The organism is Psychrobium sp. MM17-31, from assembly GCF_022347785.1.
Taxonomy (GTDB): Bacteria; Pseudomonadota; Gammaproteobacteria; order Enterobacterales; family Psychrobiaceae; genus Psychrobium.
This window is the reverse complement of sequence record NZ_JAKRGA010000002.1, coordinates 479,500-505,966: the sequence shown is the minus strand read 5'-3', so window position 1 is coordinate 505,966 and position 26,467 is coordinate 479,500. Positions and strand designations below refer to the sequence as shown.

The window sequence follows — 26,467 nt, the reverse complement described above, 5'->3', positions numbered from 1 at the left end:
GGAATGATGAATAATCAAACGAATCGCCACGATGATAAATCATTGTTTACTGGGCCAATCGCATGGTTTATGCAAAATCCAGTGGCGGCAAACTTATTGATGGTATCAATTTTGGTCATTGGCTTTTTCTCGTTACAAGGGTTGAGAATACAAGGATTTCCGAGCATAGACGCCAACACTGTTATGATCGATGTGAGCTTTGATAGCGGCAGTGCAAAGCAGACTGAAGAAGGGATAGCGATAAAAATCGAGCAGGCGTTGCAAGGGCTTAATGGTATTAAAGAAATTCGTTCTACTAGTTCATTAAGCGGTGCCAATATCGTTGTCGAAAAAGAGGAAGATTATGATTTATCGCTTCTCACCAAAGAGGTAAAAAACAAGGTCGATGGTATTTATGGCCTGCCTGATACTGCCGAAAAACCAATTATTACTCAGCAAAAAATGGAAGAGCATGCGTTGTGGATTAACTTGTATGGCGGCGATACACAGCAAGCCCTGCAAAAGGTAGCTCGTCAATTTGAAGATGCATTGTTGCGTCTACCCGCTGTAAATAGCATTGAGCGCACGGGCTGGAAAACACCTGAAATATCGATTGAAGTTAATGAATTGCAACTTCAAGCGCTGAATTTAACCATTAGTGACATTGCGCAGGTGATTGCTGCGGAATCGGTTAGTGAAAATGGCGGTCAATTGCGTTCAAGTGACGGCATTATATTGCTAAAGGCCGATAAGCAGGGCTATATCAAACGCGATTTTGCCAATATTTTGGTTAAAACGTTAGCCAATGGCAGTGAAGTTCGATTGGGAGATATTACAACAATTAAGGATGTATACGCCGAATATCCTAAAGTACTTTCTCGCTATCAAGGGCAGCGCGCGATTAATTTCAAAGTGATGGTGAATGAAGGCGCAGATATTTTGGCGATTGCTAAGGATGCAAAGCGGCTGACTCAGCAGTGGCAGAGTGAAGGATTGTTACCACAAAATATGCAGTTGGCAACGATGTGGGATCGTTCTCAGTTTATGCAAGATCGATTACTACTCTTGGCTAAGAATGGCTTGGTAGGCGTGTTTTTAGTGATGTTAGTGTTGGGGATTTTTCTCAATTTAAAGGTCGCGTTTTGGGTAGGAATGGGGATTCCAGTGTGTTTTGCTGGAGCATTTATTCTGCTGGGCGATAACTTTCTGAACATGACGTTAAATGAATTAACGACTTTTGGATTTATTATTGTATTAGGGATCCTTGTCGATGATGCTGTGGTTGTGGGGGAGAGTATTTACAGCCATCGTCAACGAGATGGTAATAACTTAGCCGCGTCAATACGGGGGGTGAAGAGCATTGCTGCACCAACCTTGTTTGGTTTGTTAACGACGGTGGCAGCATTTTATCCGATGTCATTTATAGAAGGGATGCTGGGTAAAGTCTTTAGCATGTTTGCACTGGTTGCTGTTGCATGTTTGATTTTCTCATTGATTGAGTCAAAGTTAATTCTTCCCGCGCATTTGGCTCATGTAAATACAATTCAGCCTGCTAAACCTAATTGGTTTATGGCGGCAATTTCATGGATTCAACAGCTGGCTAATCGACTCATTTCTACGTTTAACAGTCGTTATTACCAACCTGCTATTCGCACTGCATTACACTTTAGGTATTTAACGTTAAGTGGTTTCATTGCCATTTTTATCGTAGTTGTTGGCATGATACCCGCTGGAAAAGTCGGATTTGTTTTTTTCCCAAATATTGTGCGAGAAGTTGTTGAGGTGCGTTATTCGACTGAAATGGGGGTTGGGTATCACGTTTCACATGCGATGGCTCGAGACGTTGAGACGGCGGTAACGACGCTTAATCAACAATGGATCGACAGCAAACAAAGCGACGGCCCTGTGATTGCTAGCATGCTGACGCAGGTATTAAATGAAACCGATGGCTATTTAGCGCTAGAGCTCAATGGAGATCCGCAGCGCACTGTGACAGCTGAAGTTGTCGGAAATGAGTTGCGCGCGCTGCTCCCAAAACCTGAAGGTATTCGTCAATTAAAGATCATTAGCTCTGAAGAAAATGTCGATGGATTTAACTTAAAAATCTTGGCAGATACACGAGAAGAAATTGGTGTAATGAATGATAGTGTTATTGAGTTTATGCAAAATATCGGTGGTGTGACGGATATAGAAACCGATTTATTGAAAGGCCAGCCGCAACTTGAATTTGAATTGACCGCCGCTGGCCGTTCGTTGGGGTTAACAACGGCAAGTTTAACTCAGCAAATTAGACAAGCTTTCTTTGGTGCTGAAGTGCAGCGAGTTCAGCGCGGGAAAGATCAGGTTAAAGTATTCGTGCGTTACGATGCTCAAAAGCGCCGAGACACAACGGATTTAGAATCTGCTCGTATTCGTACACCAAGTGGCGTCATCGTGCCTTTATCGTTGGTGGCAACGCAAAAACGCGTGTATACCATTAAAGATATTAAGCACGTTAATACACGTCAGGCCGTTACTATTACAGCAAATTTAGATAAAGCTGTTATTTCGGCTGATCGGTTGATGAATGCAGTGGATGAGCAGTTACTTCAGGGATTATTGGCTAAATATCCTAATGCTGAAGTGCTCATCGGCGGTGAGTCAGCTGAAGAAGAAAAAACGGTTAATTCCATGATAAAAATATTCGCGCTGTCGCTGTTTTTAATCTATGCGCTGGTGGCGATTCCACTTAAATCATACACCCAGCCGATTATTATTATGTCTGCTATACCATTTGGCATCTTAGGGGCAATTTTAGGCCATTGGATTATTGGTTTACCTATTAGTATTTTATCGATATTAGGGATATTGGCTCTAAGTGGTGTAGTTGTGAATAACAGTTTGTTGTTGGTGGATCGCTTTAATAAGTTGCGATTACAAGAACATGCGCTGATGAGCGCAATTACTCAAGCGTGTAGCGATCGTTTAAGGGCAATTATTCTAACGTCGTTAACGACATACGCTGGGCTCGCGTCTTTATTACAGGAAACGTCTGAACAAGCGATGTATTTGATACCCGCAGCTGCATCGTTGGCCTATGGTATTTTATTTTCAACAGTCATTACTTTGGTGCTTGTGCCTGTGTTATTGGTTATATTTGATGATGTTAAGCAGGTTAAGCGCAAACTGTTTAGTGTTGCAGCAAGCAATATGGAGACCGCAAAGTGAGTTTACAATTATTATTAGTGGAAGATGATATTGATTTAGCCAATGGCATTATCGAGTTTCTTGAGCTGGAAGATATTGAATGTGATTTTGCCAGTGACGGTCAGACGGGACTGAATCTCGCATTAGCCAATCAATATGACATCATCGTGTTAGACATTAATTTGCCGATGAAAAGTGGGCTAGAAGTCTGTCAAAAGCTGCGCGACATGGGAAATGACACCCCGATATTGATGCTTACAGCGCAAGACACAATGGCGGATAAACTCAAGGGCTTTGATTGCGGAACGGATGATTATTTGGTGAAGCCATTTGATATCCAAGAGCTATTCGCTCGGATTAGGGTACAAGCGCGGCGACGCAGCACACAAAGTAAAAAGCTTTGCTTAGACGATTTCTGTTTAGATTTAACGATGAAACAGGCCACGCGTGCAGGTGTTAACATTGAGTTGGGGGCGATTGGCTGGAAAATTGTTGAGATTTTATTGCGACAGAGCCCCAACCCGGTCAGTCGGCAGCAACTAGAGCAAGAAATTTGGCAAGACGACTTTCCGGATAAGGGAGCACTTAAAGTACATATATTTCGATTGCGCTCGAAAATAGATAAACCATTTGGCAAGCCACTCATTCACACCGTTGTTAATCAAGGTTTTGCGATGCGAGTTAACGATGAAGACTAAAAAGCGTCTCAATCGGCGATTATTGGCGTATTTGGGAGCGTGCAGTGCTATTTTTATTGTGCTGTATAGCTTGGTCATTTCTTCCTTTTTTATGTATGGCATCGCGTTAACCAATGAAATTATCTTGGCGAATGAGGCGAGATCTTTTGCTGAACTTTATAAAAAGGATACAACCGCAGGCAAGCCAGAGCGCAGTTTCTTAAAAAGTTATCGCAAGATAGAGAATATCCCAGCGCCATTGGCGAAATTGTTTCCTGAGGAAAAGCGCGAACACGGCAAGATGTTAATTATTGATACATCTGATTTTGGCTTTAAGTCAGAAACGTTAAAGATTGTTCGACAACTCGACTGGATGTGTCGCAATAAAGAATGTGAAATCATTCTGTTCTACAGTTATCAACTCGATGAAGAGCAGTGGATTTATTTTGCCATGGGAATCACTCCTGAAGTGGCGGAAGAGGAACAGCTCCAATTTGCACTCAATATGTTATTTTCAATTGCTGGCGCATTTTTTGTCGCCTTGATGGCATTGGCGTTTGCCTTGGTCAGAAAAATCAGCCAACCCATTACTGAATTAGCGCTTTGGGCGCAGCACCTCAATGTTGACAATGTACATGATGATTTACCCAATTTACGCTTTGTTGAGCTTGAAATCGTTGCCAATCAATTACAAGAAGCATTTTTACGCATTAGCACTGTGTTAGATAATGAACAACGTTTTCTCAATAATGCTAGCCACGAACTGCGAACTCCGGTTGCAGTATTGGCGACAAATTTAGCATTGCTTGAGAAGCTGCGATTAAACAATAAAGATAATGACGCGCAAGACAAGGTGATAGAGCGTTTGATCCGCGCGGCAGAAAATATGAAGCAGTTAATGCAGACTATTTTGTGGCTGAGTAAGGATACGCAAGACAACTTTGTTGCGCAGCAAGTGTCATTAGACGAGCTTATTCGGCAGCTAAAGCAAGAGAATAGTTATTTACTCGCCAACAAAGACGTCGATGTCAATACACGGCTCGCTGCTATTGATATCGATGTACCTGCTGCATTGTGCAGTATTGTTCTCACCAATTTAATCCGTAATGCCTATCAATATACCCATCAGGGGGAAATTGAAATTGAGTTAACTGAGCAATATATTCGGGTGACTAATCGCTGTGTTAAAGATCAGAAAAAATCGACTTTAGCAGCAGAGGAATATGGATTTGGCTTAGGGATTGAGTTGGTTAAACGCGCCTCTGAAAAACTAGCATGGCGGTTTGAATCTATTGATGTAAGCGGCGGGCGCCGAGTAACTTTATATTTTAGTGAATAAGGTTACTTGCCGTAACCCCGATGTAACGCCCTAAGTGTGACAATTTGTTTCTAATTCGCTAGATGAGATTGAATATGAAACATAGAAACATTGTCGCACTGTGCTCAGTGATCTTTATTACCTTTGGCTGTTCAAGTGTCCCTGAATCAGAGTCTGATCAGCAAGCAACAAATAAGGATGGCCAACAAGATAAGTCGACGTTAGAGAGCTATAACGAGACTATGCATAGCTTTAACCAAGGCGTTCATGAATGGGTTCTTTCACCAATAGGTACAGCGATTGATTATGTGGTGCCAGATGTTGTTGAAGACTCTGTCGAGTCGATGTTAGAGAATTTGTCGGTGCCAAATAGCGCGTTAAATAATGCTCTTCAAGGAAAATTCAAAGCGGCTGGCCAAGACTTAGGTCGCTTTGGTATTAACTCGACAATTGGCTTATTAGGTATTTTTGATTGGGCATCGATGATGGGGATTCCTCAACACGATGAAGACTTTGGACAAACGCTTGCGACTTATGGTGTTGGATCTGGACCTTATGTCGTTCTGCCTGTTATGGGAGGAATGACACCACGTGATATGGCTGGCGCATTTGTCTCGTATGACGTGACGAAAGGGTTTGATAAAGACATGGAAAACATGATTGAGAACCTTGGTTATTTACCGATGTTTAGATGGGCAGCAGAGCGTGAACCAATGAGCTATGAAGAGCAAAAACGCATGATGACAGCGATGAGTGAATGTAGTGCAAATGACGGTGCAGATTCAGTTAGAGCGAGTTGTGACATTGTGTGTGACGAAATGGTGTCGATGATGCAAACTGATTTAGATCAGGTCGAAGATATTACTGAAAAACGCGAAATGGTTGAAATGGCAGGTAATATGCTGCCTAGTTATTGTAAAGCTGAGTTTATTATTGAATAACCCAGTAAGCCGCTACGCTAGGCATAAACACCGACTCAATGAGTCGGTGCTTTTTGGTCTACATTAACTATAAAATCGCTCAATCCAAGATTGAAAAAGGCTTGCAGCGATAATCCACATGATGGCAGCAATCGCCAAGTCGATACCTTGTTTTACTTTAGGGCGTGCTAATAAGTGAGAGAGCTTAGCCGCGCCGGATGCTAATGTGAAGAACCATACCAGTGATGCCGCCATTGCACCTGCCATGAAGTAATATTTATTTACGCCGTCAAACTGTCCACCAACACTGCCGATAACCATGACGGTATCGATGTAGGCATGCGGGTTCAAAAAGGTAACCACTAAGCTGGTTAGCACAATCACTTTAATCGATTTATGCGCGCTGCGTTTTTGACCACTATCTGTTGTTTGCTCGGAAAACGCCGCTTGATAAGCACTAGCTCCATAACCAATCAGAAACAAAATACCGCCCCAAGTCAGTAGTGTGAACATTGTATCGTTGCTGTTTAGAATCAAACTACCACCCATGATGCCAATGCTAATCAGTAAAATGTCGTAAAACGCACAAAGCGCTGCGGCAAGTAGGTGATGATTGCGATTGATTCCTTGGTTTAGGATCATGGCGTTTTGTGCGCCAATAGGAACGATCATGCTAAGACCTAGGGTAAATCCTTTGATGGCGACTAAATAACTCATTGTGAGCTCCTCGTGATTGAGTGGTTTAAGCGGTGTGGCTAAATATGCGGCTATTGTGCGGTGGAAACTTAATTAAATAAAATTAATAAATTTGATATATCATTAATTTTACTTATGATGGTTGGGGCTAATTGGCATGGAATATTCCATCTGAATGATGTGTTTACATTGGGGTAACATCGACTGTGAAATTTGATTACAAATTACTTGAAGCGCTAACCGCGGTGATTGACTTACAAAGCTTTGAAAAGGCCGCGGCTAAGCTGTTTATTACTCAATCTGCGGTGTCGCAACGCATTAAGTTATTGGAAGAGAATATCGGTCAGCCAGTAATTATTCGCTCGAATCCTATTTCGGCAACATCTGCTGGAGAGCGTTTAGTTGTTCATTTTAAGATGGTGCGAGAGTTGGAAAATGAGTTGATTCCCGAGTTAGCGCCAGATTCACCGTCCAAACCCATTAAAGTCTCTCTGGCGGTTAACGCAGACTCTATCGCCACGTGGTTTCTAGGTGCTATTACACCTGTGCTAAAACGTCATTTAGTGGAGCTCGATCTTATTGTTAAAAACGAATACCAAACCATTGAAGCATTGCGCTCGGGGCAAGCAACTGGCGCGGTAAGTTGTTTTGAAAAGGCATTGCCGGGCTATCAATCATTTGAACTAGGTGATGTAACTTTTATTCTGGTGTGCTCGCCGGAGTTCGCTAAACGTTATTTCCCCAATGGCATTACCAAAGACAGTCTGCGTTTTGCGCCGGGGATCAGTTACGATCCTAATGATGATATGCATGTGAAATTCATTGAGCAGCATTTTAATATTCAGGCGCGTGATTATTACTGTCACAGTGTGCGCTCTTCACAAGCTTTTGTTGAACTGGCCAAGCAAGGAGCGGCTTATTGCTTGGTGCCAACCTTGCAAATTGAAGAAGAAATTGCCAATGGTGAGTTGATAAACCTCTGTCCCGATAAATCAATTACTTTAACCTTGTATTGGCATAGTTGGGTGTTGGTTCAAGGTATTCATAAGCAGATCTCTAAAGAAATCGTGCGTTATGGGCGGCAGATATTAAGTGGCGAGTAAGGAATTATAAACGGTTGTTTAATAATTAAATAAAACGTTAGAATCAAACATTCATTCGGTTTTATTATTGTGCGGTATTAGTTGTTATGAATGTCAAATTACGTCAGTTGGAATTGATTCGCTCGCAAATGTATATGGGGTCGTTTGGCTCAATTGCTGCGGGCTTGACCGCTGCCTATTTGTTTTTCGATGTGATTGACGACTCTCAAACCGTTATCTCTTGGTTGACTGCTGTTTTCATTTGCGCCTTAGCAAACGCTATTTTTGCTCGCTCGACGAAGAAAATTACTGAGATTAAGCATGCCGATAGCGCGTTAAAGTATTTTGCTGGCTTAGTGTTTTTCACTGGTGTTGTCTGGGGAATGCCGAGTTTGCTAATTACTGATATTACCCTAGATAGCAAAGAGCATATTTTCTTCCTCATTGGTGTCGTTATTTTGGCCATAGGTATGTCTAGTTCGGCACTTGGCTCTATTACCGCCTATCTCCCTATGTATTATTCCGCAATAGCCCCGCTAATGATAATCACCGTAACTTCGTTTGTGATGGTGCGAGAAGACGCTTTTTATTTTCTTGGTATTGCTGGCTTTTTAGTGGTTTACACTGCTGCGTTATTTTTGTTTGCGTTTAACATTAATCAGCAGTTTATTAAGTCTATTCGATTAGAAATTAGCAATCATAAGTTAGCAAAAGATTATGACAAACAACGCAGAATAGCCGAAGCCAATAATCGTGCTAAGTCCAAGTTTTTGGCGGCGGCTAGCCACGATTTACGCCAGCCATTGCAGGCGATGATGCTGTTTCTCGACCAATTGAACATTGAACTGACGCAGCAAACCCATCGACAGATTTTGTCTAAAGTCAGTAAATCTGCGGAGTCTTTACAAGCGTTATTAGATACCTTGTTAGATATTTCGCGCTTGGAAGCAGGTGATATTGACCATCAAAAATCACCAGTTTCACTGCAAAGAGTCTTTGAGAATACGATTGCCAGCTTTGATGAAGTTGCCGCCCAGCACGATATCAGGTTACGTATTGTACCAACATCGTTAGTGATTGAGAGTAATGCGGTGCTATTGAAGCGCTGTTTGAGTAATTTAATCACTAATGCCATTAAGCACAGCAAAGGCTCTAAAATTCTGGTGGGAGCTAAGCGATGCGGCAAGTCAGTTAGTATCTTTGTGATGGATAATGGACGTGGTATTGCCGCCGAATTCGCCGACGATATTTATAGTGAATTTTACCAAGTGGATAATTATGGGCGACAACGCGATAAAGGATTAGGGCTTGGACTTTCCATTGTAAAGAAAACCTGTGCATTATTAGGGCATTCTATTTCTCATCAATCGGAGGTTAATCGCTATTGCTTGTTTAAGTTATCGGTAAAGCGCTGTTTTGGCTCGCAAATTGCTCAGCAAAACACTATGCCAACAGCTGTTGATTCAATGACGATTACTGCTTGGGTTGTTGATGACGATACGTTAATTCTCGATGCGCTAACAAGTTTACTCGAGAGTTGGGGCGCAACGGTATACAGTGCTCAATCGAGTGAGCAAGTTGAACAAATGATGAAAAAACTAACTGCGCCGGAATTAATTATTTCTGATTTACGCCTCGAGCAAGGGCTATACGGTGATAAGTTAATCGACCTTGTTAGAGAGAACTATCGTGTTACTGTGCCTGCAATCATTCTTACTGGAGATACGGCACCTGATTGTATCACTCGCGCTAACGCCTGTGACGCAATACTGCTGCATAAACCGATTAAGCCAGCTAAGTTGCGGATGGCTTTTACAAAGGCGTTATCTTAGTCTTTCAACGAGTTGTCGGTAGGAAGTGGCTATTTCTTCATGGCGACTTAATCCAAATTTTTCTGCTAGGACAGTCAACTGGCTACGGTGATATTCAAGACTTGCTTCATCGTCGGTCATAATGGCGAATTCAGCGAAATAGCCTAAGCCATCGAGGTGATCGAAGGTGATGTGATAGTCGCCAACAAAGTACATGCTGCGGGTTTTAGCTAGAGTCAGTGTGTTGTGATATCCCAGCGTTTTTAGCATGTTGTGAGCAGCGCTCAAATCTAAGATGTCACTGGCTTCGCAGTCATCGCCGCCGGGGCCTTTGACTATCCATAATTGAATGTTTTCCGGCTGGATATCGCGCAAAATAAGGTGTTTATTTTGCGCCTTGAGGGAATCATTTGGCCAATCGTAATACCAGTCGACTTCGTTGTTACTTTCAAATCGGACTTGGTGTTTAATTGATGCTAATGCGTCTTTAAAACGCTGAACATTATCGATTTGATACTTTAGTTCAACTTCGAATTGGCCTTTAAAATGATCTTGCGCCATTGTTTATTCTGCAATAGCGTGTTCGAGTAATTTAACTTCACATTGGCCGAAGTTATCGACAGATACCGTTAAATTAGCTGTGCCTAATGCGCTACAGGCACCCATTAATGAGCGAGCAATACCATCTAAAATTTGCTCAGGCTCTAATTCCATTTCGCCACAGATATTGGCAATGGCGTCCATTAATTCTTGTGATTGTTCGTCAGTTAGTTGATTGCTCATGATATTTCTTAATTATTATTGAATTTGGTGAGCATTATAACCACGTATCAGATACAACTAAAGCATCTGATACGTGAAGAGGGGAGGTGATTTTACAGCTTAAATTTATCCACTTGAGCCGTTAGGCCGTTAGCAAGCTCTAACAAGGACAAACTAATTTCTTCGCCTTTTATTGCATCTTCTGCTGATTTCTCAGCAACATCGCTGATGTTGATGACATTTTCGTTAATTTCATCGGCAGCGAGATTTTGCTGATGAGCAGCGGTACTAATTTGTGAGTTTAGTTCATCTAGCTCTTGGATTTGCGCTGCAATGTCAGTCAATAAGTTAGCTACATTAGCCACGTTATCGGCCTTTTCATTGGCTTCGTGACTTACGTTAACCATTGACTCAACGGCCTCTCCAGCGGTTTGCTGTAAGCTGTTGATGGTTTCTTGAATCTCGACAATAGATTCACCTGTTCGCGTTGCTAGGCTACGAACTTCATCTGCTACTACCGCAAAGCCACGGCCTTGTTCGCCAGCACGCGCAGCCTCGATAGCGGCGTTTAGCGCGAGTAGGTTGGTTTGTTCGGCAATTTGGGTGATGACTTCTAACACAGTACCAACTTCGCTGGTTTTCGCGCCAAGTTCTTCGATTTTTTTACTGTTAACCTGCACTTCATCACGCAGCACATTGATGCCTTGATGAGCGTCTTCGGCAATGGTTAAGCCTTTGCTTGCACCTTGGTTTGCTTCAATCGATTTTTGTGCGGCGAACTGAGTGTGATTTTCGACTTCTTTGGCTGAAGCATCTAATTCATTTATCGCCGCCGCCACAGATTCGGTTGCGGTTTTTTGCGTTAGCACAGCTTCTTTGGTGAGCATCGATATGTCGTTAACGTCTTTGGCGGCGCTAGTTAGATCATGTGTTGCTTGCGAAACATTGAGTAAGCTTTCTCTAAACTTGCGCATTAATGAGTTAATGGCGCGGCTTAAGTCGCTTAGCTCATCGTCGTGATGAATCACTAATTCTTTGCTCAAATCTAGGTCGCGTTCAATATTATTTAAATGACCCTTTAAGCGGTTGATGCGCATAAAGATAAGTTTGTAAAGAATGAATCCTAAGACACCAAAACAAACCAAGGTCACGAATAGTTGCAACAAGCCTGCTTTGACAATCGAGGTGTGAATATTGCTATCGCTTTTTGACAAATCGTAACTGACTTTTACCGCACCCAAGATATCGTTTTCTTTGGCTTGATGACAGGCTAAACAATTGGTGCCACGATAGTCGGCATGGGCGTAAATCGGCAAAATGTATTGCATGATGCGCTTACCGTCTTTGGTAACTATTTGGGTGCCTTCATTGCCCGCTAATCCTGAGCGTTCAAAGTCATCGACCGCTACTTGGTCGCTAAAGCCTTTGCCGTATAGCTTATTTACGATGTCGGTACGGATAATTTTTGCTTCGACGATGTCGTGGTGGGAGAGTATTTTTTCTTGGAAAATTTTTCGATTGGCCATGGTGCCTGTGAGCATCATGGTGTTGACGGAATCGAAATAGTTTTGCGCGATGCTTTCGAGATTGATGGCGACGTAGTCTTCAGCCATGTTTTTTTCGTCGTTATAAAAATAGAGCACGGTTGTTAATAATAACGAGAAGCCAATAAAGGCTAGTGCTAGCTGTATTTTGCGAGCCAAAGTTAGCATAGTGATCCCAAAAATTTTCAAGATGAATTTAAAATTCAAAGATTTAAGACGATATAACAAAATCATGCTTCAAATCCTAATTCAGATCAAACTTTGTGTGTATTTTTTATCGTCAATCGACCATAAAGTAGAGCCAATTGACGCTCAATAGGGTATGTTTAGCCCTCGAAAAGGTTAAAGAGAAAAGGGTATGAACAAGGGAGCAGTATTGCTTGCCAGCCTAACATCGTTATTGATGTTTGGTTGTAGTGAGAAAGGGCAGCTACAGGTCACAGCAAAGAGTGCTAATGAACAAGTAGCGTTTATTGCCGTAGGGGATATGCCTTATTTACCACAAGAAAATGAAATGCTAACAGCGCCTAACGGCAAGATCGTAAAAGCGGTAAAGGCGTTTTCTCCAGAAGTGGTTATTCATTTTGGTGACATTAAATCTGGCGGGACGGCTTGTACTAATGAGCTACTAATCGAGCGCCGTGAACAACTTTATAGCTTGTGGCCAAACCGAGCTGTGTTTACACCTGGTGATAACGATTGGACAGACTGTGACAGAGAGAGCATGTCACCGCGCTTTTTTGAGTTAGAGCGTTTGGACTTTTTGCGTCAACATTTCTTTAGTCATGGCGGCAACAAGCTAACGTCTAAGCTTAGCAATTTAACCCGCCAGCCAGAGTATATTGAAAACGCACAATGGCAAATCAATGGCTTGCACTTTGCCACCATCAACGTACCGGGCACAAATTTTGGTCGTGACAATATCGTGATGGGCGATAAGCAAAAGGTCTGGGACGAAGCTAAACGCCGAGAAGCTAATGATATTGCTTGGCTAGATGATTTGTTTGCCAAAGATGCGGATAGCAAAGGTTATGTCATTGCGTTCCAAGCGGATATTTATCAGCCGTCCACTAAGCAATATCCAGTGGCTTGCAGTGATGATAATCCTGTTAAATGCGATGGTTATTATAAAATTCGCCAGCATTTAGTCCATAAAGCGGCGCAAACAGATAAGCCAGTGTTAGTGATTCATGGAGACACTAATGCCTATTGCTTGCATCAAATGCAAGATGCGACGCCTAATTTCTGGCGGTTAAATGGCTTGGGCGATTTTAGAATTAGCGATGCGGCGCAAGTTGTGTTTGATCCAAATAATCAACAACAGCCATTTACAGTCAAATCATTATTGGGTCAGCAAGAATTACCTGTTGAGTGTGAGTATGACAGTAAATCCTGAGTTGATTTGGCAAAGCCTATTTGTCGAGCTAACTCGGCTGATTGGCGTTGCTAAAGACGGCGCCGATCGGGCACACGCTGCGGCGACCGATAAAGAAGCCATTGCCGAAAATAAATACGACACCCGTGGCTTAGAAGCATCCTACCTTGCTCATGGCCAGCAAGAGCGCATGGCGCAATGCATTGAAGATAATGCATTATTTGATGAGCTTTATCGCACTAAACAAATTGGCGATGAAGTTACGCTCGGTGCTATTGTCACTCTAGAGTCAGATGAAGGTTTGCGTTATGTACTTATTGGTCCAAGTGCCGGTGGTATTAAATTGGTTTGTGATGAGATTGAAGTGTTGGTTATCACGCCGCAATCGCCACTGGGTAGTGCGTTAATGGGCAAGAGTGTTGATGGCGAAGTTTGTTTGAATATTAATAACAAAAGCCAGCACTTTGAGATACTGGCTATTGATTAGGCTTAAACTATTAACGACTAGCTAAAGACTAAGTATTCCGCCGAAAAATCAAGTGTATCCTCACCTAAAATCTCTTCTAATGGTGAGCGTTTTATGCGCTCTGCAAATTCTTGATAGGCGGCAACGCTGATAATCACATCACCGTTTTCTTCGATGATAATGGCTGAATCATCGCGAACGGCGTTAATGATTTTCTTACGGATGTTGTTTGAAACGGTGATGTCTTGAATGCTCATAGTTTATATGTCTAATTTAATGTGACTGAATTGGTGCAGATTGTATCGCAAATCTGCACCAATTTAACTGAACAACATCACTAATCTTACACTGAGTAAATTTTGTTAACGGGTAAGTCGCGAATTCGTTTACCTGTCGCTGCAAAAATTGCATTGGTGATGCTAGGCGGAACTGGCGGTAATCCCGGCTCGCCGATGCCACCGGGGGCGAGATCAGATTCTACGATATGAACGTGAAGCGGCGGTATTTGATTAATGCGCGCTACTGGATAATCGTGGAAATTGGACTGCACGACTTCGCCTTTGTCGGTGGTTATTTCACCCATCAACGCGATAGTAAGTCCCATCACCATAGCGCCTTCCATTTGCGCCTTAACGCGATCTGGCGTCACGGCTATGCCACAGTCCACGGCTGTATGCATTTCAAGCACAGTAACCTTGTTGTTTTTAACTTCAACTTTCGACGCCGCAGCAACATAGCTACCAAAACTGCGCAAGAAGCTAATGCCCCAACCTTGGTTCTCAGGCAGCTTCTCGTCAACATTGGCTTTGTCGCTGATTAGATTGATGAGATCCTTGATGCGCTTGGTGCTAATGCGATGGTCTTTTTCATTGACCATGCCGTAGTTTGACCATTTGTCGAAACCGTCGTCTCGGGGATCGATATAGGCATCATTACCTGATAAGTTAAGCCACATTTGGCGCGGTGAAACTTTGGCTTTGTGGGCGAGTTCATCAACAAATGAGCCAAGGGCGAATCCGTTGTTAATACAGGCAACAGAGCGCAGCCAACCCGGACGGACATAAGACTCAACTTGGTGATTTTCTACGCTAAGATTTTTCATTTGAAATGGCAAATCTGCAAAGCCAAGCGAGAGTTGGCTACTACTCGGTGTTTTGGTTTGATCGTTAAACAGCCAGCCGATCGGCGGGTAGGCATTGCGGCTGATCCAATGATCGACATTGCCCTTATCATCGAGCTGCGCCTTGTGATAATTGGCGGCAATGGAATGATAAAAACCGTGTTTAACATCGTCTTCACGGCTCCACACCACTTTGACAGGGCGTTTAGTCGCCTTGGCTAGTTCAACAGCCTCAACAACGAAATCACCTTTTGATTTACGACCAAATGCGCCGCCCATCAGGGTGACATTGAGGATGACATTTTTCATTTTATCTGGCGCTAAACCTAGCTCAGCAGCGGCTTGCCCTTGCGCCCATTGCGGGTTTTGCGTTCCTGCCCAAATTTCACATTTATCGCCATTTACAACGGCTGTTGCAGCGGGCGTTTCCATCGAAGCGTGGTGAAGGTAAGGAACGGTATAGGTGGCTTCTAGTGCATTGTCGTTGTATTGATGCTGATAAACATCGCCACGGCCACGCACCACTTGTCCTTTTTGTTGTACCGCGTTTACTAATTCTTTTTTAAATTGTTCGCTATTGTGACTGGCTTTAGCACCCATTTCCCAATCGATTTTTAGCTTTTTACGCCCTTCGAGTGCCGCCCATGTGTTGGTTGCAACAACAGCGACACCGCCAAGCGGGTTGACGTTGACGGGAAAGCTGCGCGGTTTTAGTTTGATAACATCCACGACACCTTTGACGGCGCGCGCGGCTTTATCGTCCACTGATTTGATTGTTGCGCCAAGTACTGGTGGCCGCGTGATACTGGCGATAAGCATGTTGGGTAGTTGAATATCTTGAGCGTATTGCGCCTTGCCTGCGACTATGTCTTCAAGATCGCTGAGTTTGACGTCGCGACCAATCAGCGAGAAATCTTTAATGTCTTTGAGTTGAATGGCATCACTTGCTGGCGCTGCTACTTTAGCGGCAATGCTAGCGAGCTCGCCAAAACTGAGTTTTTTACCAGTGGATTTATTGATAACAAATCCATTTTCCGCGTTGACCTGCGATTTATCCACCGACCAAACGTTGGCGGCGGCTTGCTCTAACATATGGCGTGCTGTGGCGCCTATGGTGCGAATCGTTTTGAAGTGGCTGCGGATAGACGCCGAGCCAGCAGTGCCTTGCGAGCCGTATTTTTCGCGATCGGCGGGGGCCTGAACTACAGAAACATTATGCCAATCGGCGCACATCTCATCGGCGATAATTTGCGGCACCGAGGTGCGAATACCTTGGCCCATTTCGCTGCGATGACAGACGATGGTAATAGCGCCGCTGCTATCGAGACTAACAAAAAAGTTGAGGGGGATTTGGCCGTCGGTAGTGGCGTTTGCCATGCTCTGCAGTGGAATTGAAACTCCTAACACGAAGGCGCTTGAAGTGAGACCTAATCCTTGTAAAAAGCGGCGGCGACTCACGTTTTCAACGCTATGCTCGTCACGCGTTAATGCTTGAGTATCTTGATGTTGACTCATGATTGGCCTCCTGCATTTGACGGTAAGGTTTGATCACTTGCGATAGCCTTACCCGCCTGTTTGATGGCAGCTTTGATTCGTTTATAAGTACCGCAGCGGCAGATGTTTCCAGCCATGTGCTGATCGATTTGTTCGTCACTTGGCGAGCTATTTTGCGCCAGTAGGGCTGCCGCGCTCATTTGTTGTCCGCTCTGACAATAGCCACATTGCGGCACCTTATAATCGCGCCACGCAATCTGTACGTGGTGTTGTGGGGTATCGCCAAGGCCTTCGATGGTGGTGACCTTTTGTTCGCCAATCGCTGCAATAGGTGTCACACAAGAACGAATTGGTTGGCCGTTTAAATGTACGGTACAGGCTCCGCACAATCCTTGACCACAGCCAAATTTGGTGCCTGTCATTTGCGCAATATCCCGCAGCGCGTAAAGTAGCGGCATTTCTGGCGGTGCGTCGATAGCAACTTCTTTATTATTGATATTGAGTGTGATCATAGGTTTACCTTTATTTGGTGACGACTATTTATTGCTTTTTTAATAATTTACTGTTTTTAATAATTTTTAAGTCTGGCGTTGTTGATACGCATATAAATCTTCATTGGTGTCGATATCTTGTTGCGCACATGGGCAATCGACGGTGACGACATCAGCCGCGTGTTGTTTTAATAATTCCTTAGCCCCTTGATCGCCAGTCAATTGAGTGAGTGAATCGAAAAAGCGTTTGGGGAAGATCGCTGGCACACAAGCACGATCGTTAACCGATGAGGCGATGATCGCATCTGGCTGCTGCTGGCTAAGAGCTGTTAGCTGACGATAATGCTCATTTTTAACTGCCACTTGATCCGCTAAACAAACCAACAATCGGCCGCTGAGATCTGAGAGTTGCTCTACCGAATCTGCCAAACTGTGTCCTAATCCCAACTCCCAATTTTGACTAATTAGCGGACTAACATGCGTTGGTAGCTGTGACATTACGCGGCAGCTGTGGGCACCTAAAGTCACAAAAACACGATTTATAGTTGGGCAGTCAACGCGAGCGATAGTGTGATTAACCAAACTCTCACCATTGAGGTTAGCCAGTTGTTTAATGCCGTTAAAACGCGTGCTTTTTCCGGCGGCTAGCACTATTGCATTAAGAGGCATCGGTCACCTCTGCAATCGTGTTGTTATACTGATTTAATGATTTAGCCGAACGCTGTGCAAGATGCGCCTGAATTTGGCTAACGATCGACAAAGCAATGGTCTCTGGTAAGTCGCCGCCCAAATCGAGTCCGATGGGATTGGTTAATGGACATCGCAATTGATCAGCTTTGTGATTTGTATGTTCAAAAACGCGTTCGGTGCGATGAGTAGGGCCTAGCAATCCAAGGTAATTTGCGTTGCTGTGTTGGGCTAAATTTATGGCTTTGGCATCGAGCTCTATATTGTGATGCATGATAACAATAGCATCGGCATTTTTTATCGCTGCGTGATTTGTAAGCGATTGATATGATTGATTAATCATCATGTTGATGCTTTTAAATTCTGATGGTCGAGCATAGTTACTGCGCTCGTCAATTAGAGTGATATTCCATGCCATTGTTTTCGCTAATGAAATCAGTGGTAGGGTATCTATGCCTGCGCCAAAAATAACCAATTGGGGCTTTGAGCTGATGATGCTAGTAAATTGCTGACTGTGGTGATTAAACGAGCTACTTCTCACTGTTGTTGTTGGTTCTAGGCTCAGCGCATTTATCGAGCTTGGGTTATTGATATCGAGTGAATAGCTAACTGGCTGATGATTGGTTAGTGCTTGATAAACCTCAGCCAAATTGTGGTAGTTATTGTCTTTAGTGACCGGCTGAATGAGTACCCGCACCATGCCGCCACAACCGATGCCGAGTTGCCATGAAATATCACTTTCATCGCTCATGTCATAGCACACAATATGTGGTTGATTCGAGTCCCAGCACTTTCGAGCTTGGCGTTTGAGATCAGCTTCTAAACAACCACCAGATAACATGCCAAAGCTTTGACCCAAGCTGTTGATCATCATATGTGCACCAGCTTTGCGATATGAGGAGCCCTTGGTTTGTACTATAGTGGCTAGTGCCCAATCGGTCTCATCTTTGGCGGGATGCCATTGGCTTAAAATATCTTGAAATCTATTACTCATCACAGTCCCTTGTAATTGGTTTTGTTGTGGGTAGCTGATTGGTAGATCACATTGCAAACACAACTATAAAAGTCATCGTCGGTAATTGCAATTTAGTCTGCGTTCACAATTGTAGCTAAATGTAATCTTTGTTTATTTTGCGTTTTAATACAGGTAGGGTGTGCAGTATTCATATTCAAAAACAGGATCTTATGATGATTAAATTAAAATGGTTAGCCGCACCTTTAATGGCTATCTGTTGTACGGTGGCTAATGCGACTAACTTACCTGATTTTCCTTTTGTGTTGGTGAAAGGTGAGGCTACATCGAAGGTTGCGCCGGATATGGCTACGATAACTTTTGAATTAATAGCGTATGAAAAAGAAGCCAACAAAGCGATGGATGTAGTTAATGTCCGAGGAGTAGAAGTGGTAACTTTACTCAAAAAATACGATGTTAAATTATCAGATATTCAGTCGTTTGCATTATACAAAGAAATCAGACGCCAACGTAATAAAGATTATGAAGAGGGAAAAATAATTGGCTACGAAGTTAGTCAAAGTTTTGATATAACGTTGAGAAATTTAGCCGACTACTCTGAAATCATGGACCAACTAATCGGCATGAAAAATTTAAATGACGTTAATATTTCGTTCGATGTTTCCAATCGTAAGCAACTCGTGCAGGCGTTGGTGAAGAAAGCAGCAAATGACGCAAAACTGAAAGCAAGTGATTTGGCTTCTGGCCTAGGTGCCGAGCTAGGCAGTGTTTATGCCGCAACGCAAGATAGTAGTTATAACAACTTCTTTGCACGTTTTGGGGTATCTGAAAGCAGCTATAGTGGAAGAATCGAGCGGATGGCAGTTTCTGGCTCTATTTTGCAGTCACCAGGGATGAACATGTTTACCCCTGAAACCATTGAACTCAATAAATCAATTCACGTGGTTTATAAACTAAAATAATAAACACCTGATTAAGCGGCTAACTAATTAAATTAGCAGCCGCTTTTTACGTTTCATTTTGCCAATGGATGGCTAGAACAACCAGCTATAGATAAAGCCAGCACTAACCGCCATCGATAGAATCACAAATAAGAACGCGGCGATCATTTTGTTTTTGAAAATTGATTTTAATAAAATAACTTCCGTTAAGCTGGCACCAGCACTACCGATGATTAATGCCATGACTGCCCCTAACCCCATACCTTTCGCTGCTAAGGCGGCACTTAGCGGGATCACCGCTTCAGCACGAATGTAGAGTGGAATACCGATAACCGCTGCAACAGGGATTGCAAATGGATTGTCTTCGCTGGCGACATTGGCCACAAACTCTGTTGGCATAAAGCCGTAAATCATCGAACCAAGGGCAATACCGCCTAATAGGTATGGCAATACTTTTAAGAAGTCTTTCCAGGTACTGTGCCAAATCTTAAGCCATTTGTTGACTGGAGCAGCTTGGCCACAGCCTGTGCCACAGCCTGAAATTTGCGGCTGTGCATAGGCATCGGCTTTAACGTATTTTTCAAATCCTAATTTCTCCAATACAAATCCTGCAATGATCGATACGCCCATCGCCATCACAAAATAAAATACAGTGACTTCAACACCAAAGGTAACGGCGAATAAGCCAATAATAATCGGATTTAGAAGCGGGCTAGCAAACAGGAATACCATCATGGTGCCAAAGCCTGCTTTTGCCCGTAAAAGCCCTTTTAAAAATGGAATTGTTGAGCATGAGCAAAACGGGGTAATGGCACCTAAGAATCCGGCGATGATGTATCCCTTCCCCTTTTTATCACTGAGGATCTGTTGGATTTTTTGCGGTGGAATGTATAGCTGTAATACGCCAACAATATAGCTAATGAGTAGGAATAAGAGGGTGAGCTCTACGGCTAGGAATGCAAACATCCCGAGGGTATTTTCTATCATTTCAGAGGTGATATTCATGGTTTGTTTCTCGCTTTAAAATTTGTATTTCTAAAAATATCGAAATAAGTAGTGGGAAATATAATAAGGATCGAATTAAAGATCAATTTTTATTTCGTGTTTTATGGAAATAAGCTGGCTGATTTGTGAGCGCGATTAGAAACTCAATGCTAAGTTATTGATTATTGAACTCGCGCTCAGGAGTGTTAACGAAAATTAGTTGACCGGAGAAGGAGACTCGATACAACATTCGTCTTGTAAGAAGCCAATCACTTGTAGAAAACGATCGTATTCGACGACGCAATAAAGAGTGGTTCCTTCGCGGCGTTGTTTTATTAAAGATGCCGATGCAAGGCTTGAGATATGATGAGATAACGTCGAGTTAGGGATTTTAAGTTCTTTTTGTAGTTGACCAACAGCTAATCCCTGCATTCCCGATTTAACTAAGCGTTTAAAAATAGTTAGTCGAATAGGGTGGCCAAGTTCTTTGAGTGCTTTGGCTGTATCTTCAATAGTGCTAGTCATCGGGATTACTCAATTAATATCTACGGCGGGCGCAGTCTAGTACGCCCGACAATCATAGCAAGTTATGAACGGCTTAAACAGGTAATTGCATTAGCAAAAAGTTGGAGATGAGCACCACTACAATCAATTTTAAGATTGAGAGTTTTTGAGATTTTAGCGCGAGTAAGCCAACTAATATCACTGCAAAATCTGAGGCGTTGCTAACAGCGCTGGTGAATATTGGCTGATAAAACGCGGCGATGAGTAAGCCAACAACACTAGCGTTGATACCTGCGGTAATTCCTTTGAGGGTTGGATTACTAGAAACAGCGCTCCAACTCGACTTAAAGCAGCACAGTAATAAAAAGCCTGGTAGAAATATGCCTAAAGTTGCCAAGGTTGCGCCAAGCAAAGGCATTTCATTTGTTGTGTTATAGCCTAGGAATGTCGCTAAGGTGAACATAGGCCCCGGAACACCTTGGGCAAGGGCGTAGCCAGTTAAGAAGGTATCACTATCTAGCACATCTTGGGTAAGGTTTTGCAGCAATGGCAACACCACATGGCCGCCACCATACACTAAGCTTCCCGCTTGAAAATAGCTGAAAAACACGCTCAGCAATTCTTGCTGATAAACGAGGAAACTTGCACCAAATAGCACTGTGGTCACTGCTAGCACAGGTAGGTTTAACGCGAGTTTATATTGGTTTTGAGTTGTGTTTTTTGATTCTGACAAATAGCGATAGCCAATAATGCCAGTAGCGACAATCGCTAGCATTTGCACGCTAATTGATTGGAATAATAAAATAGCTATTGCAGTAGCAATACACAGTGCTTGGGTAAGTTTGTTTTTACAGAAATTGTTAAACATGCCCCAAATTGCATCAGCTACGACAATTACCGCCAGCAGTTTTAAGCCGTGAATAACGCCGTTCAAGATAGCGTTATCGTTAAAGGCATTACCGAAATAAGCCAGTGCTATCATCAAAACAAATGATGGCAGTGTAAAGCCAACAAAGGCGCTAATTGCACCAATGAGGCCTGCACGGTGATAGCCAATGGCAAAGCCAACTTGGCTTGAGCCGGGGCCTGGTAGCAAGTGGCTGATAGCAACAATACTTGCGAATTCTTCTTCGCTAAGCCACTTTTGGTCGATTACAAATTGTTTGTGAAAGTAGCCTATGTGGGCAGCAGGGCCGCCAAAACTCATTAAGCCTAAGATAAAAAATTGTTTAATAACGTCAAACATAGTGGGTTAATTGATAAGTGTGGAACTAGTTCATGATAAAGGAGTTGTGACGAGAGCACTATGGTTTAGCGCTATTGTCATAAATCTTTAATCTAAATACGGGCTGATTATTCATAAAAGCCACGCCTTCGGCAGCATGACAGGCCATACATGCTGCTTGCGCTTTTTGAAATCCTTGCCACGACACTGCAGAGTTGGGGTTTTCAAAGTCTTTTAATATTTCTTTCCAATGTTCGTTTAGAAAAATCAATTTGGCATTCTTTTCCCGCTTAGGGCGCTTCATGTAACCGTTTTCGATGGTTTTCTTGATCTTCTTCCACTGATATACCGCTAACTCATGATTGTTGTCGACGAGGGCTTGATGCAAACGTTTAAATCGCTGACCAACTTCAAGCATCGGTTGATCAAAGCCTCGAAGGTATTTCTCAAGTTTTTGTAAGCGCTTTTGCGGATCTTTTTCGTCAAGAAGCCAGTGATTGCTTTTGGTGGGATGAGTGGATCGCTCTTTACTTATTGCGACATTGTTCGACACTAGAATGCATGCGATGCAGACTGCGGTAATTATGGTTTTCATAGCGTTGTATTTTGGTTGTTGTGAATTGCTACTGTAATAGCAATCACGTCACCAAAATGTGTTCGCTTAAACACTATTATTTAAGGTTTGAATAAAATCTCTGCGCTGCAACCGTTATTTTGATTGTCGGTAAGTGAAAATTGATAGTTATATCTTTGACATAACTCTTTGACGATTAGTAATCCTAACCCGTAGCCATCTGCGGTTGAATCTGCACTATTGAGTCCTTTGCCGCTGTCGACCACCGTAATTTTATCGTGCTGCACCTTTATCTTTATTTCGCCTTCAACTGTATAAGCGAAAGCGTTTTTTATTACATTACCTAGCAGTATTTGAAATGCCGCCTTGGGTAAATTAACTTGTGTTGGTTGCTCAATGTCTATCACTATCTCAATTGCTTTGTTTTCTAATAGATAGTGATGATGCTCGATAATTTCGCCGATTGCGGCACGGTCGATAGTTAGTGTTTGGTTTTGTTGAGTGGCAATTGATTTAGTCAGACTGAGTAAGATATCGACGAATTCTGTCATGGTGGAGGTAGCGTTTTTCAGCCTTAGGTGTTGTTTGGCGACGACTTGTGGATTATCTGATACTTCGAGAATGTTCAACGCCCCCGTCATCACCATTAAAGGAGAGCGCAATTCATGACTGGCAAAGCGGTTAAACGATCGCTCACGCTCAATAGACTCGCCAATTCGAGTTTGATAATGGTTAAAGGTATCGATGAGCTTGGCGTGTTCAATGGTTGTTAGATTATTGCCCTTGGGTAGTGGCGACAAATCGTCGGCGGGACGATTAGACAGCGCTTTGGCGAGATCTGATGTTGGCCTAGTAAGCTTGTCAGATATTTTAATCACGGCAATTAGACTGACGAATAAGAGCGCTAACGAAATTATTATTTGCTTGCTGTGTAATGCGAGTAGTTGGCGCTCACTTAACTCATAAAGGCTATTATCTACGACAAAGTAAACATCAATCCAGCCATCGAGAGAGTTGATTTTACTCTTTTGCACAAAGTAATCTTTGCCTCGCTCAAGTGCTGGTGAATTCTCGGCAATGATTTCTATTGCTTCATCGTAAGGAATTTCGTTGGCACTAGGAACATCAGAGGGCAATTTCGTTAGGTCGATGTAGATGGTAAAACCGCGATCGAGTTCTTGGTGTTGATGCGTTTTGACTTCGATTTTTTCTTGTTGTTTTACCGATTTATTAGCGAATAATTCGGTGGTATAGCGTTTGATATGCGTGAGTCTATTGTTGGCGTAAAGCTGCTCTAAATCGCTGGTGGTAAGCTGATAAACGGATAGGTGCAGTGAGGCGAGGGCAATGGCGATTAACGAAAAATAGATGATGGTTAACCGCTTGGCCGTATAAAGTTTTTTCATAAATTATCCGATAGACAGTTGGTATCCCACCTTGGGTATAGTTTTAATGTAGCCTTTTTTAAAAGGTTTATCGATGAGTGTGCGTAAGCGGTAGACGTGATTGCGGATCAAATCTTCATCTGGCTCGTCGTCTTGCCATAATTCGCGACTTATTTCTTCTCTTGTTGCAATACCGGGGCTTTTTAACATGAGCAGTTTAAGTAATTTAAACTGCGCATTGTTAAGCGTGAAGTGACATTCACCGCGGAGCGCTTGATGATTGGTGAGGTCGAGCACTAAGTCATTGAACGAGAGTTCGTTAACCGCTCTTTTTCCGGCAAAACGTTGATAAATAGCGTTAATGCGAGCTTCAAGAATATTGAGATCGAAGGGTTTTACTAAATAATCATCGGCGCCTTGTTCGAAACCACTGAGAATATCTTCTTTTTCATCACAGGCAGTGAGCATAATCACTGGTGTGTTATTGCCTTGTTGGCGCAGCTGACGACACACTGACAGACCATCTATTTGCGGTAGCATAATATCGAGAATAATCATGTCGTAGTGGTTGGTTGTGGCGAGCTCAATGCCGTGTTTGCCATCGCTGGCGTAATCCATCTCATGACCTTTAAGTTCAAAGTATTCAAAGATGACTTTGGAGATCTCGGCGTGATCTTCAATTAATAGTAATTTCATTGCAGGCATTGGGTAGTTTTATCACGGAATAGTTTAAAAAGGCCAGTGTGATAAAAATGTGACATTGTGCTTAAGGTATGAGTTTACGTATAGGCAATAAAAAAGGCTGCTAGTTGCAGCCTTTTTTCATTTCTACGGAAGTATTAGAGCCCAAATAACGAATAAGCAAAGAACTTATCTGCTACGGTGTTTAGGAAAATCACTAGCAGAATAACTGGGATGAAAGTGCCTAGCGAGAAGTTAACGTATTTTTGCATTAACGAACCTTCGTAGCTGGCATCGCCATCACTCATCTCTTGATTCAAGTTGTGTTTCTTCCAGCGATAGCTAACAAATAAACACACCAATAAACCGTTTAATGGCAAGATGGTATCGTAGAAAATGTCGATAATGATATCGAAGAACGACTTAACTTTACCGCCATAGGTTACCATTTCTGTTAAGAAGCCAACCATGCCCAGCGACATACTCGCCACAATAGTTAACACGCCACCGAAAATACCGATAGTGGTAAGTGCTTTTTGACGAGTCTGTTTCTTCTCATCCATTAGGTAGGCAACTGGTACTTCGATAATAGATACTAACGAAGTAATTGCAGCAAAGAATACGAGCAAGAAGAATAGCGTTGCAACGATACTTGCGCCAATAAAACCGATTGAGGCTTGAAGCGCTAAGAAGATTTTAGGTAGCAATACGAAAATTAAGCTCACCGATGAATCGCTTAACTCAGTTGGATCAACCGATGGGTTAAACGAGAAAATTGCAGGCATTACCATTAGACCGGCGATGAAAGCCACTGAAGTATCTGCAATTGCTACCATTTTTGCCGAACTAGCAATGTTAGTTTTACGACTTAGGTAAGAGCCGTAGGTAATCAAGATACCCATACCTAATGACAATGAGAAAAACGCTTGCGATAGCGCGCCATTAACTACCGATGCGGTAATTTTTGAAAACTCTGGAATTACGTAAAATTCAACCCCAGCACTGGCATTGTCTAGAGTTAGTACGAAAATTACCAAACCAATTAGCATAATGAATAGTGCAGGCATGAGAATTTTAGATACTTTCTCGATACCGTCTTGTACACCCATTTTTAGAATTAGGTAGATGATGGCAACAACCCCAACCATAGCGGCAAAGATATAATTACTACTGACAAAGCCGCCAAAGGTGCCATCGGTGGCTAAATGAGCGAGATCGCCAGTGGCTGCCATAAATAGGTAACCTAAGATCCAAACACTGATAACGGTGTAGAAAATACCAATCATAAACGGGGTCAGGACCCCCATGAGTCCGGCGATGCGCCATTTACTCGTTGATGAAGACAGCCCACCATAAGCGCCAACAGGCCCTTTTTGTGTGGCGCGGCCCATAGCCAATTCAGCCATCATTACTGGTAAACACAAGGCAACAACGAAAAGTGCGTACATTACGAGGAATGCACCGCCACCATTTTTTGCCGCATTAACTGGGAAACCAACGAGGTTACCAATACCTACTGCGCTTCCTGCCGCAGCTAGGATAAACCCAAGACGAGATCCAAACTGCTCTCTGTTATCGTTCATACTTAAACC

25 protein-coding genes are annotated in these 26,467 nt (G+C 42.9%); 9 read left to right on the top strand and 16 right to left on the bottom strand.

Going from position 1 to position 26,467, the window contains the following annotated elements:
- Window positions 1-6: 6 nt before the first annotated feature.
- The 4 genes from MHM98_RS06835 to MHM98_RS06820 all read left to right on the top strand — a co-directional run bounded on the left by MHM98_RS06835 (window position 7) and on the right by MHM98_RS06820 (window position 6,101).
- Window positions 7-3,186, top strand: coding sequence for an efflux RND transporter permease subunit (locus MHM98_RS06835; protein WP_239438513.1), 3,180 nt, complete (start codon window positions 7-9; stop codon window positions 3,184-3,186).
- Window positions 3,183-3,863 carry a response regulator transcription factor gene (locus MHM98_RS06830; protein WP_239438512.1) on the top strand — a complete coding sequence of 227 codons (681 nt, stop codon included), beginning with the start codon at window positions 3,183-3,185 and terminating at the stop codon, window positions 3,861-3,863. The genes MHM98_RS06835 and MHM98_RS06830 overlap by 4 nt, the downstream gene beginning before the upstream one ends.
- Window positions 3,853-5,181, top strand: a complete 1,329-nt coding sequence (locus MHM98_RS06825) for a HAMP domain-containing sensor histidine kinase (protein ID WP_239438511.1) — start codon at window positions 3,853-3,855, stop codon at window positions 5,179-5,181. Before MHM98_RS06830 ends, MHM98_RS06825 begins: the two co-directional genes overlap by 11 nt.
- A gap of 74 nt (window positions 5,182-5,255) precedes the next feature.
- Window positions 5,256-6,101, top strand: a complete 846-nt coding sequence (locus tag MHM98_RS06820; protein ID WP_239438510.1) for a VacJ family lipoprotein — start codon at window positions 5,256-5,258, stop codon at window positions 6,099-6,101.
- 63 nt (window positions 6,102-6,164) lie between these two features.
- On the opposite strand, the gene MHM98_RS06815 is transcribed toward MHM98_RS06820, so the two are convergent.
- A complete protein-coding gene (locus tag MHM98_RS06815) occupies window positions 6,165-6,797 on the bottom strand; it encodes a LysE/ArgO family amino acid transporter (protein WP_239438509.1) in 633 nt (210 codons plus the stop codon).
- 185 nt (window positions 6,798-6,982) lie between these two features.
- Between MHM98_RS06815 and MHM98_RS06810 the strand changes: the two genes are divergently transcribed.
- The gene (locus tag MHM98_RS06810) at window positions 6,983-7,879 is read left to right on the top strand and encodes a LysR family transcriptional regulator ArgP (RefSeq protein WP_239438508.1); all 897 of its coding nucleotides are present in this window, start codon (window positions 6,983-6,985) and stop codon (window positions 7,877-7,879) included.
- A gap of 86 nt (window positions 7,880-7,965) precedes the next feature.
- Window positions 7,966-9,690, top strand: a complete 1,725-nt coding sequence (locus tag MHM98_RS06805) for a hybrid sensor histidine kinase/response regulator (RefSeq protein ID WP_239438507.1) — start codon at window positions 7,966-7,968, stop codon at window positions 9,688-9,690.
- On the opposite strand, the gene MHM98_RS06800 is transcribed toward MHM98_RS06805, so the two are convergent.
- From MHM98_RS06800 to MHM98_RS06790, 3 genes are all read right to left on the bottom strand, one after another.
- Complete coding sequence (locus MHM98_RS06800) at window positions 9,682-10,230, bottom strand: class IV adenylate cyclase (protein WP_239438506.1); 549 nt, start codon at window positions 10,228-10,230, stop codon at window positions 9,682-9,684. The genes MHM98_RS06805 and MHM98_RS06800 overlap by 9 nt on opposite strands.
- A 3-nt stretch (window positions 10,231-10,233) precedes the next feature.
- Complete coding sequence (locus MHM98_RS06795) at window positions 10,234-10,452, bottom strand: hypothetical protein (protein WP_239438505.1); 219 nt, start codon at window positions 10,450-10,452, stop codon at window positions 10,234-10,236.
- Between the two features lie 92 nt (window positions 10,453-10,544).
- Complete coding sequence (locus MHM98_RS06790) at window positions 10,545-12,143, bottom strand: methyl-accepting chemotaxis protein (protein WP_239438504.1); 1,599 nt, start codon at window positions 12,141-12,143, stop codon at window positions 10,545-10,547.
- A 190-nt stretch (window positions 12,144-12,333) separates the two neighbouring features.
- On the opposite strand from MHM98_RS06790, the gene MHM98_RS06785 reads away from it, so the two are divergent.
- Entirely contained in the window at window positions 12,334-13,371 is a 1,038-nt protein-coding gene (locus MHM98_RS06785; RefSeq protein ID WP_239438503.1) for a hypothetical protein, read from the top strand.
- Entirely contained in the window at window positions 13,355-13,837 is a 483-nt protein-coding gene (locus MHM98_RS06780; RefSeq protein ID WP_239438502.1) for a GreA/GreB family elongation factor, read from the top strand. Before MHM98_RS06785 ends, MHM98_RS06780 begins: the two co-directional genes overlap by 17 nt.
- Window positions 13,838-13,854: 17 nt before the next feature.
- On the opposite strand, the gene MHM98_RS06775 is transcribed toward MHM98_RS06780, so the two are convergent.
- From MHM98_RS06775 to MHM98_RS06755, 5 genes are all read right to left on the bottom strand, one after another.
- A complete protein-coding gene (locus MHM98_RS06775; protein ID WP_239438501.1) occupies window positions 13,855-14,073 on the bottom strand; it encodes a hypothetical protein in 219 nt (72 codons plus the stop codon).
- Between the two features lie 86 nt (window positions 14,074-14,159).
- Window positions 14,160-16,451: a molybdopterin cofactor-binding domain-containing protein gene (locus MHM98_RS06770; RefSeq protein WP_239438500.1), complete on the bottom strand. Its 2,292-nt coding sequence runs from the start codon at window positions 16,449-16,451 to the stop codon at window positions 14,160-14,162.
- On the bottom strand, window positions 16,448-16,942 hold the full coding sequence (locus tag MHM98_RS06765) for a (2Fe-2S)-binding protein (RefSeq protein WP_239438499.1): 495 nt from the start codon (window positions 16,940-16,942) through the stop codon (window positions 16,448-16,450). The genes MHM98_RS06770 and MHM98_RS06765 overlap by 4 nt, the downstream gene beginning before the upstream one ends.
- A gap of 66 nt (window positions 16,943-17,008) precedes the next feature.
- Window positions 17,009-17,590 carry a nucleotidyltransferase family protein gene (locus tag MHM98_RS06760; protein WP_239438498.1) on the bottom strand — a complete coding sequence of 194 codons (582 nt, stop codon included), beginning with the start codon at window positions 17,588-17,590 and terminating at the stop codon, window positions 17,009-17,011.
- A complete protein-coding gene (locus MHM98_RS06755) occupies window positions 17,580-18,602 on the bottom strand; it encodes an XdhC family protein (RefSeq protein WP_239438497.1) in 1,023 nt (340 codons plus the stop codon). Before MHM98_RS06755 ends, MHM98_RS06760 begins: the two co-directional genes overlap by 11 nt.
- A gap of 194 nt (window positions 18,603-18,796) precedes the next feature.
- Between MHM98_RS06755 and MHM98_RS06750 the strand changes: the two genes are divergently transcribed.
- Window positions 18,797-19,543: an SIMPL domain-containing protein gene (locus tag MHM98_RS06750; RefSeq protein ID WP_239438496.1), complete on the top strand. Its 747-nt coding sequence runs from the start codon at window positions 18,797-18,799 to the stop codon at window positions 19,541-19,543.
- Window positions 19,544-19,615: 72 nt separating this feature from the next.
- On the opposite strand, the gene MHM98_RS06745 is transcribed toward MHM98_RS06750, so the two are convergent.
- From MHM98_RS06745 to MHM98_RS06715, 7 genes are all read right to left on the bottom strand, one after another.
- Window positions 19,616-20,527, bottom strand: coding sequence for a permease (locus MHM98_RS06745; protein WP_239438495.1), 912 nt, complete (start codon window positions 20,525-20,527; stop codon window positions 19,616-19,618).
- A gap of 195 nt (window positions 20,528-20,722) precedes the next feature.
- Complete coding sequence (locus tag MHM98_RS06740; protein WP_239438494.1) at window positions 20,723-21,031, bottom strand: metalloregulator ArsR/SmtB family transcription factor; 309 nt, start codon at window positions 21,029-21,031, stop codon at window positions 20,723-20,725.
- Between the two features lie 73 nt (window positions 21,032-21,104).
- Window positions 21,105-22,256, bottom strand: a complete 1,152-nt coding sequence (gene chrA, locus MHM98_RS06735) for a chromate efflux transporter (protein WP_239438493.1) — start codon at window positions 22,254-22,256, stop codon at window positions 21,105-21,107.
- A 58-nt stretch (window positions 22,257-22,314) separates the two neighbouring features.
- Window positions 22,315-22,788 (bottom strand): hypothetical protein, encoded by a 474-nt coding sequence (locus MHM98_RS06730; protein WP_239438492.1) that lies wholly within the window; start codon window positions 22,786-22,788, stop codon window positions 22,315-22,317.
- Between the two features lie 122 nt (window positions 22,789-22,910).
- Window positions 22,911-24,215: a HAMP domain-containing sensor histidine kinase gene (locus MHM98_RS06725; RefSeq protein ID WP_239438491.1), complete on the bottom strand. Its 1,305-nt coding sequence runs from the start codon at window positions 24,213-24,215 to the stop codon at window positions 22,911-22,913.
- Window positions 24,216-24,218: 3 nt separating this feature from the next.
- Window positions 24,219-24,890, bottom strand: coding sequence for a response regulator transcription factor (locus MHM98_RS06720; RefSeq protein ID WP_239438490.1), 672 nt, complete (start codon window positions 24,888-24,890; stop codon window positions 24,219-24,221).
- A 143-nt stretch (window positions 24,891-25,033) separates the two neighbouring features.
- A complete protein-coding gene (locus tag MHM98_RS06715) occupies window positions 25,034-26,458 on the bottom strand; it encodes a sodium-dependent transporter (protein WP_239438489.1) in 1,425 nt (474 codons plus the stop codon).
- Window positions 26,459-26,467 lie beyond the last annotated feature (9 nt).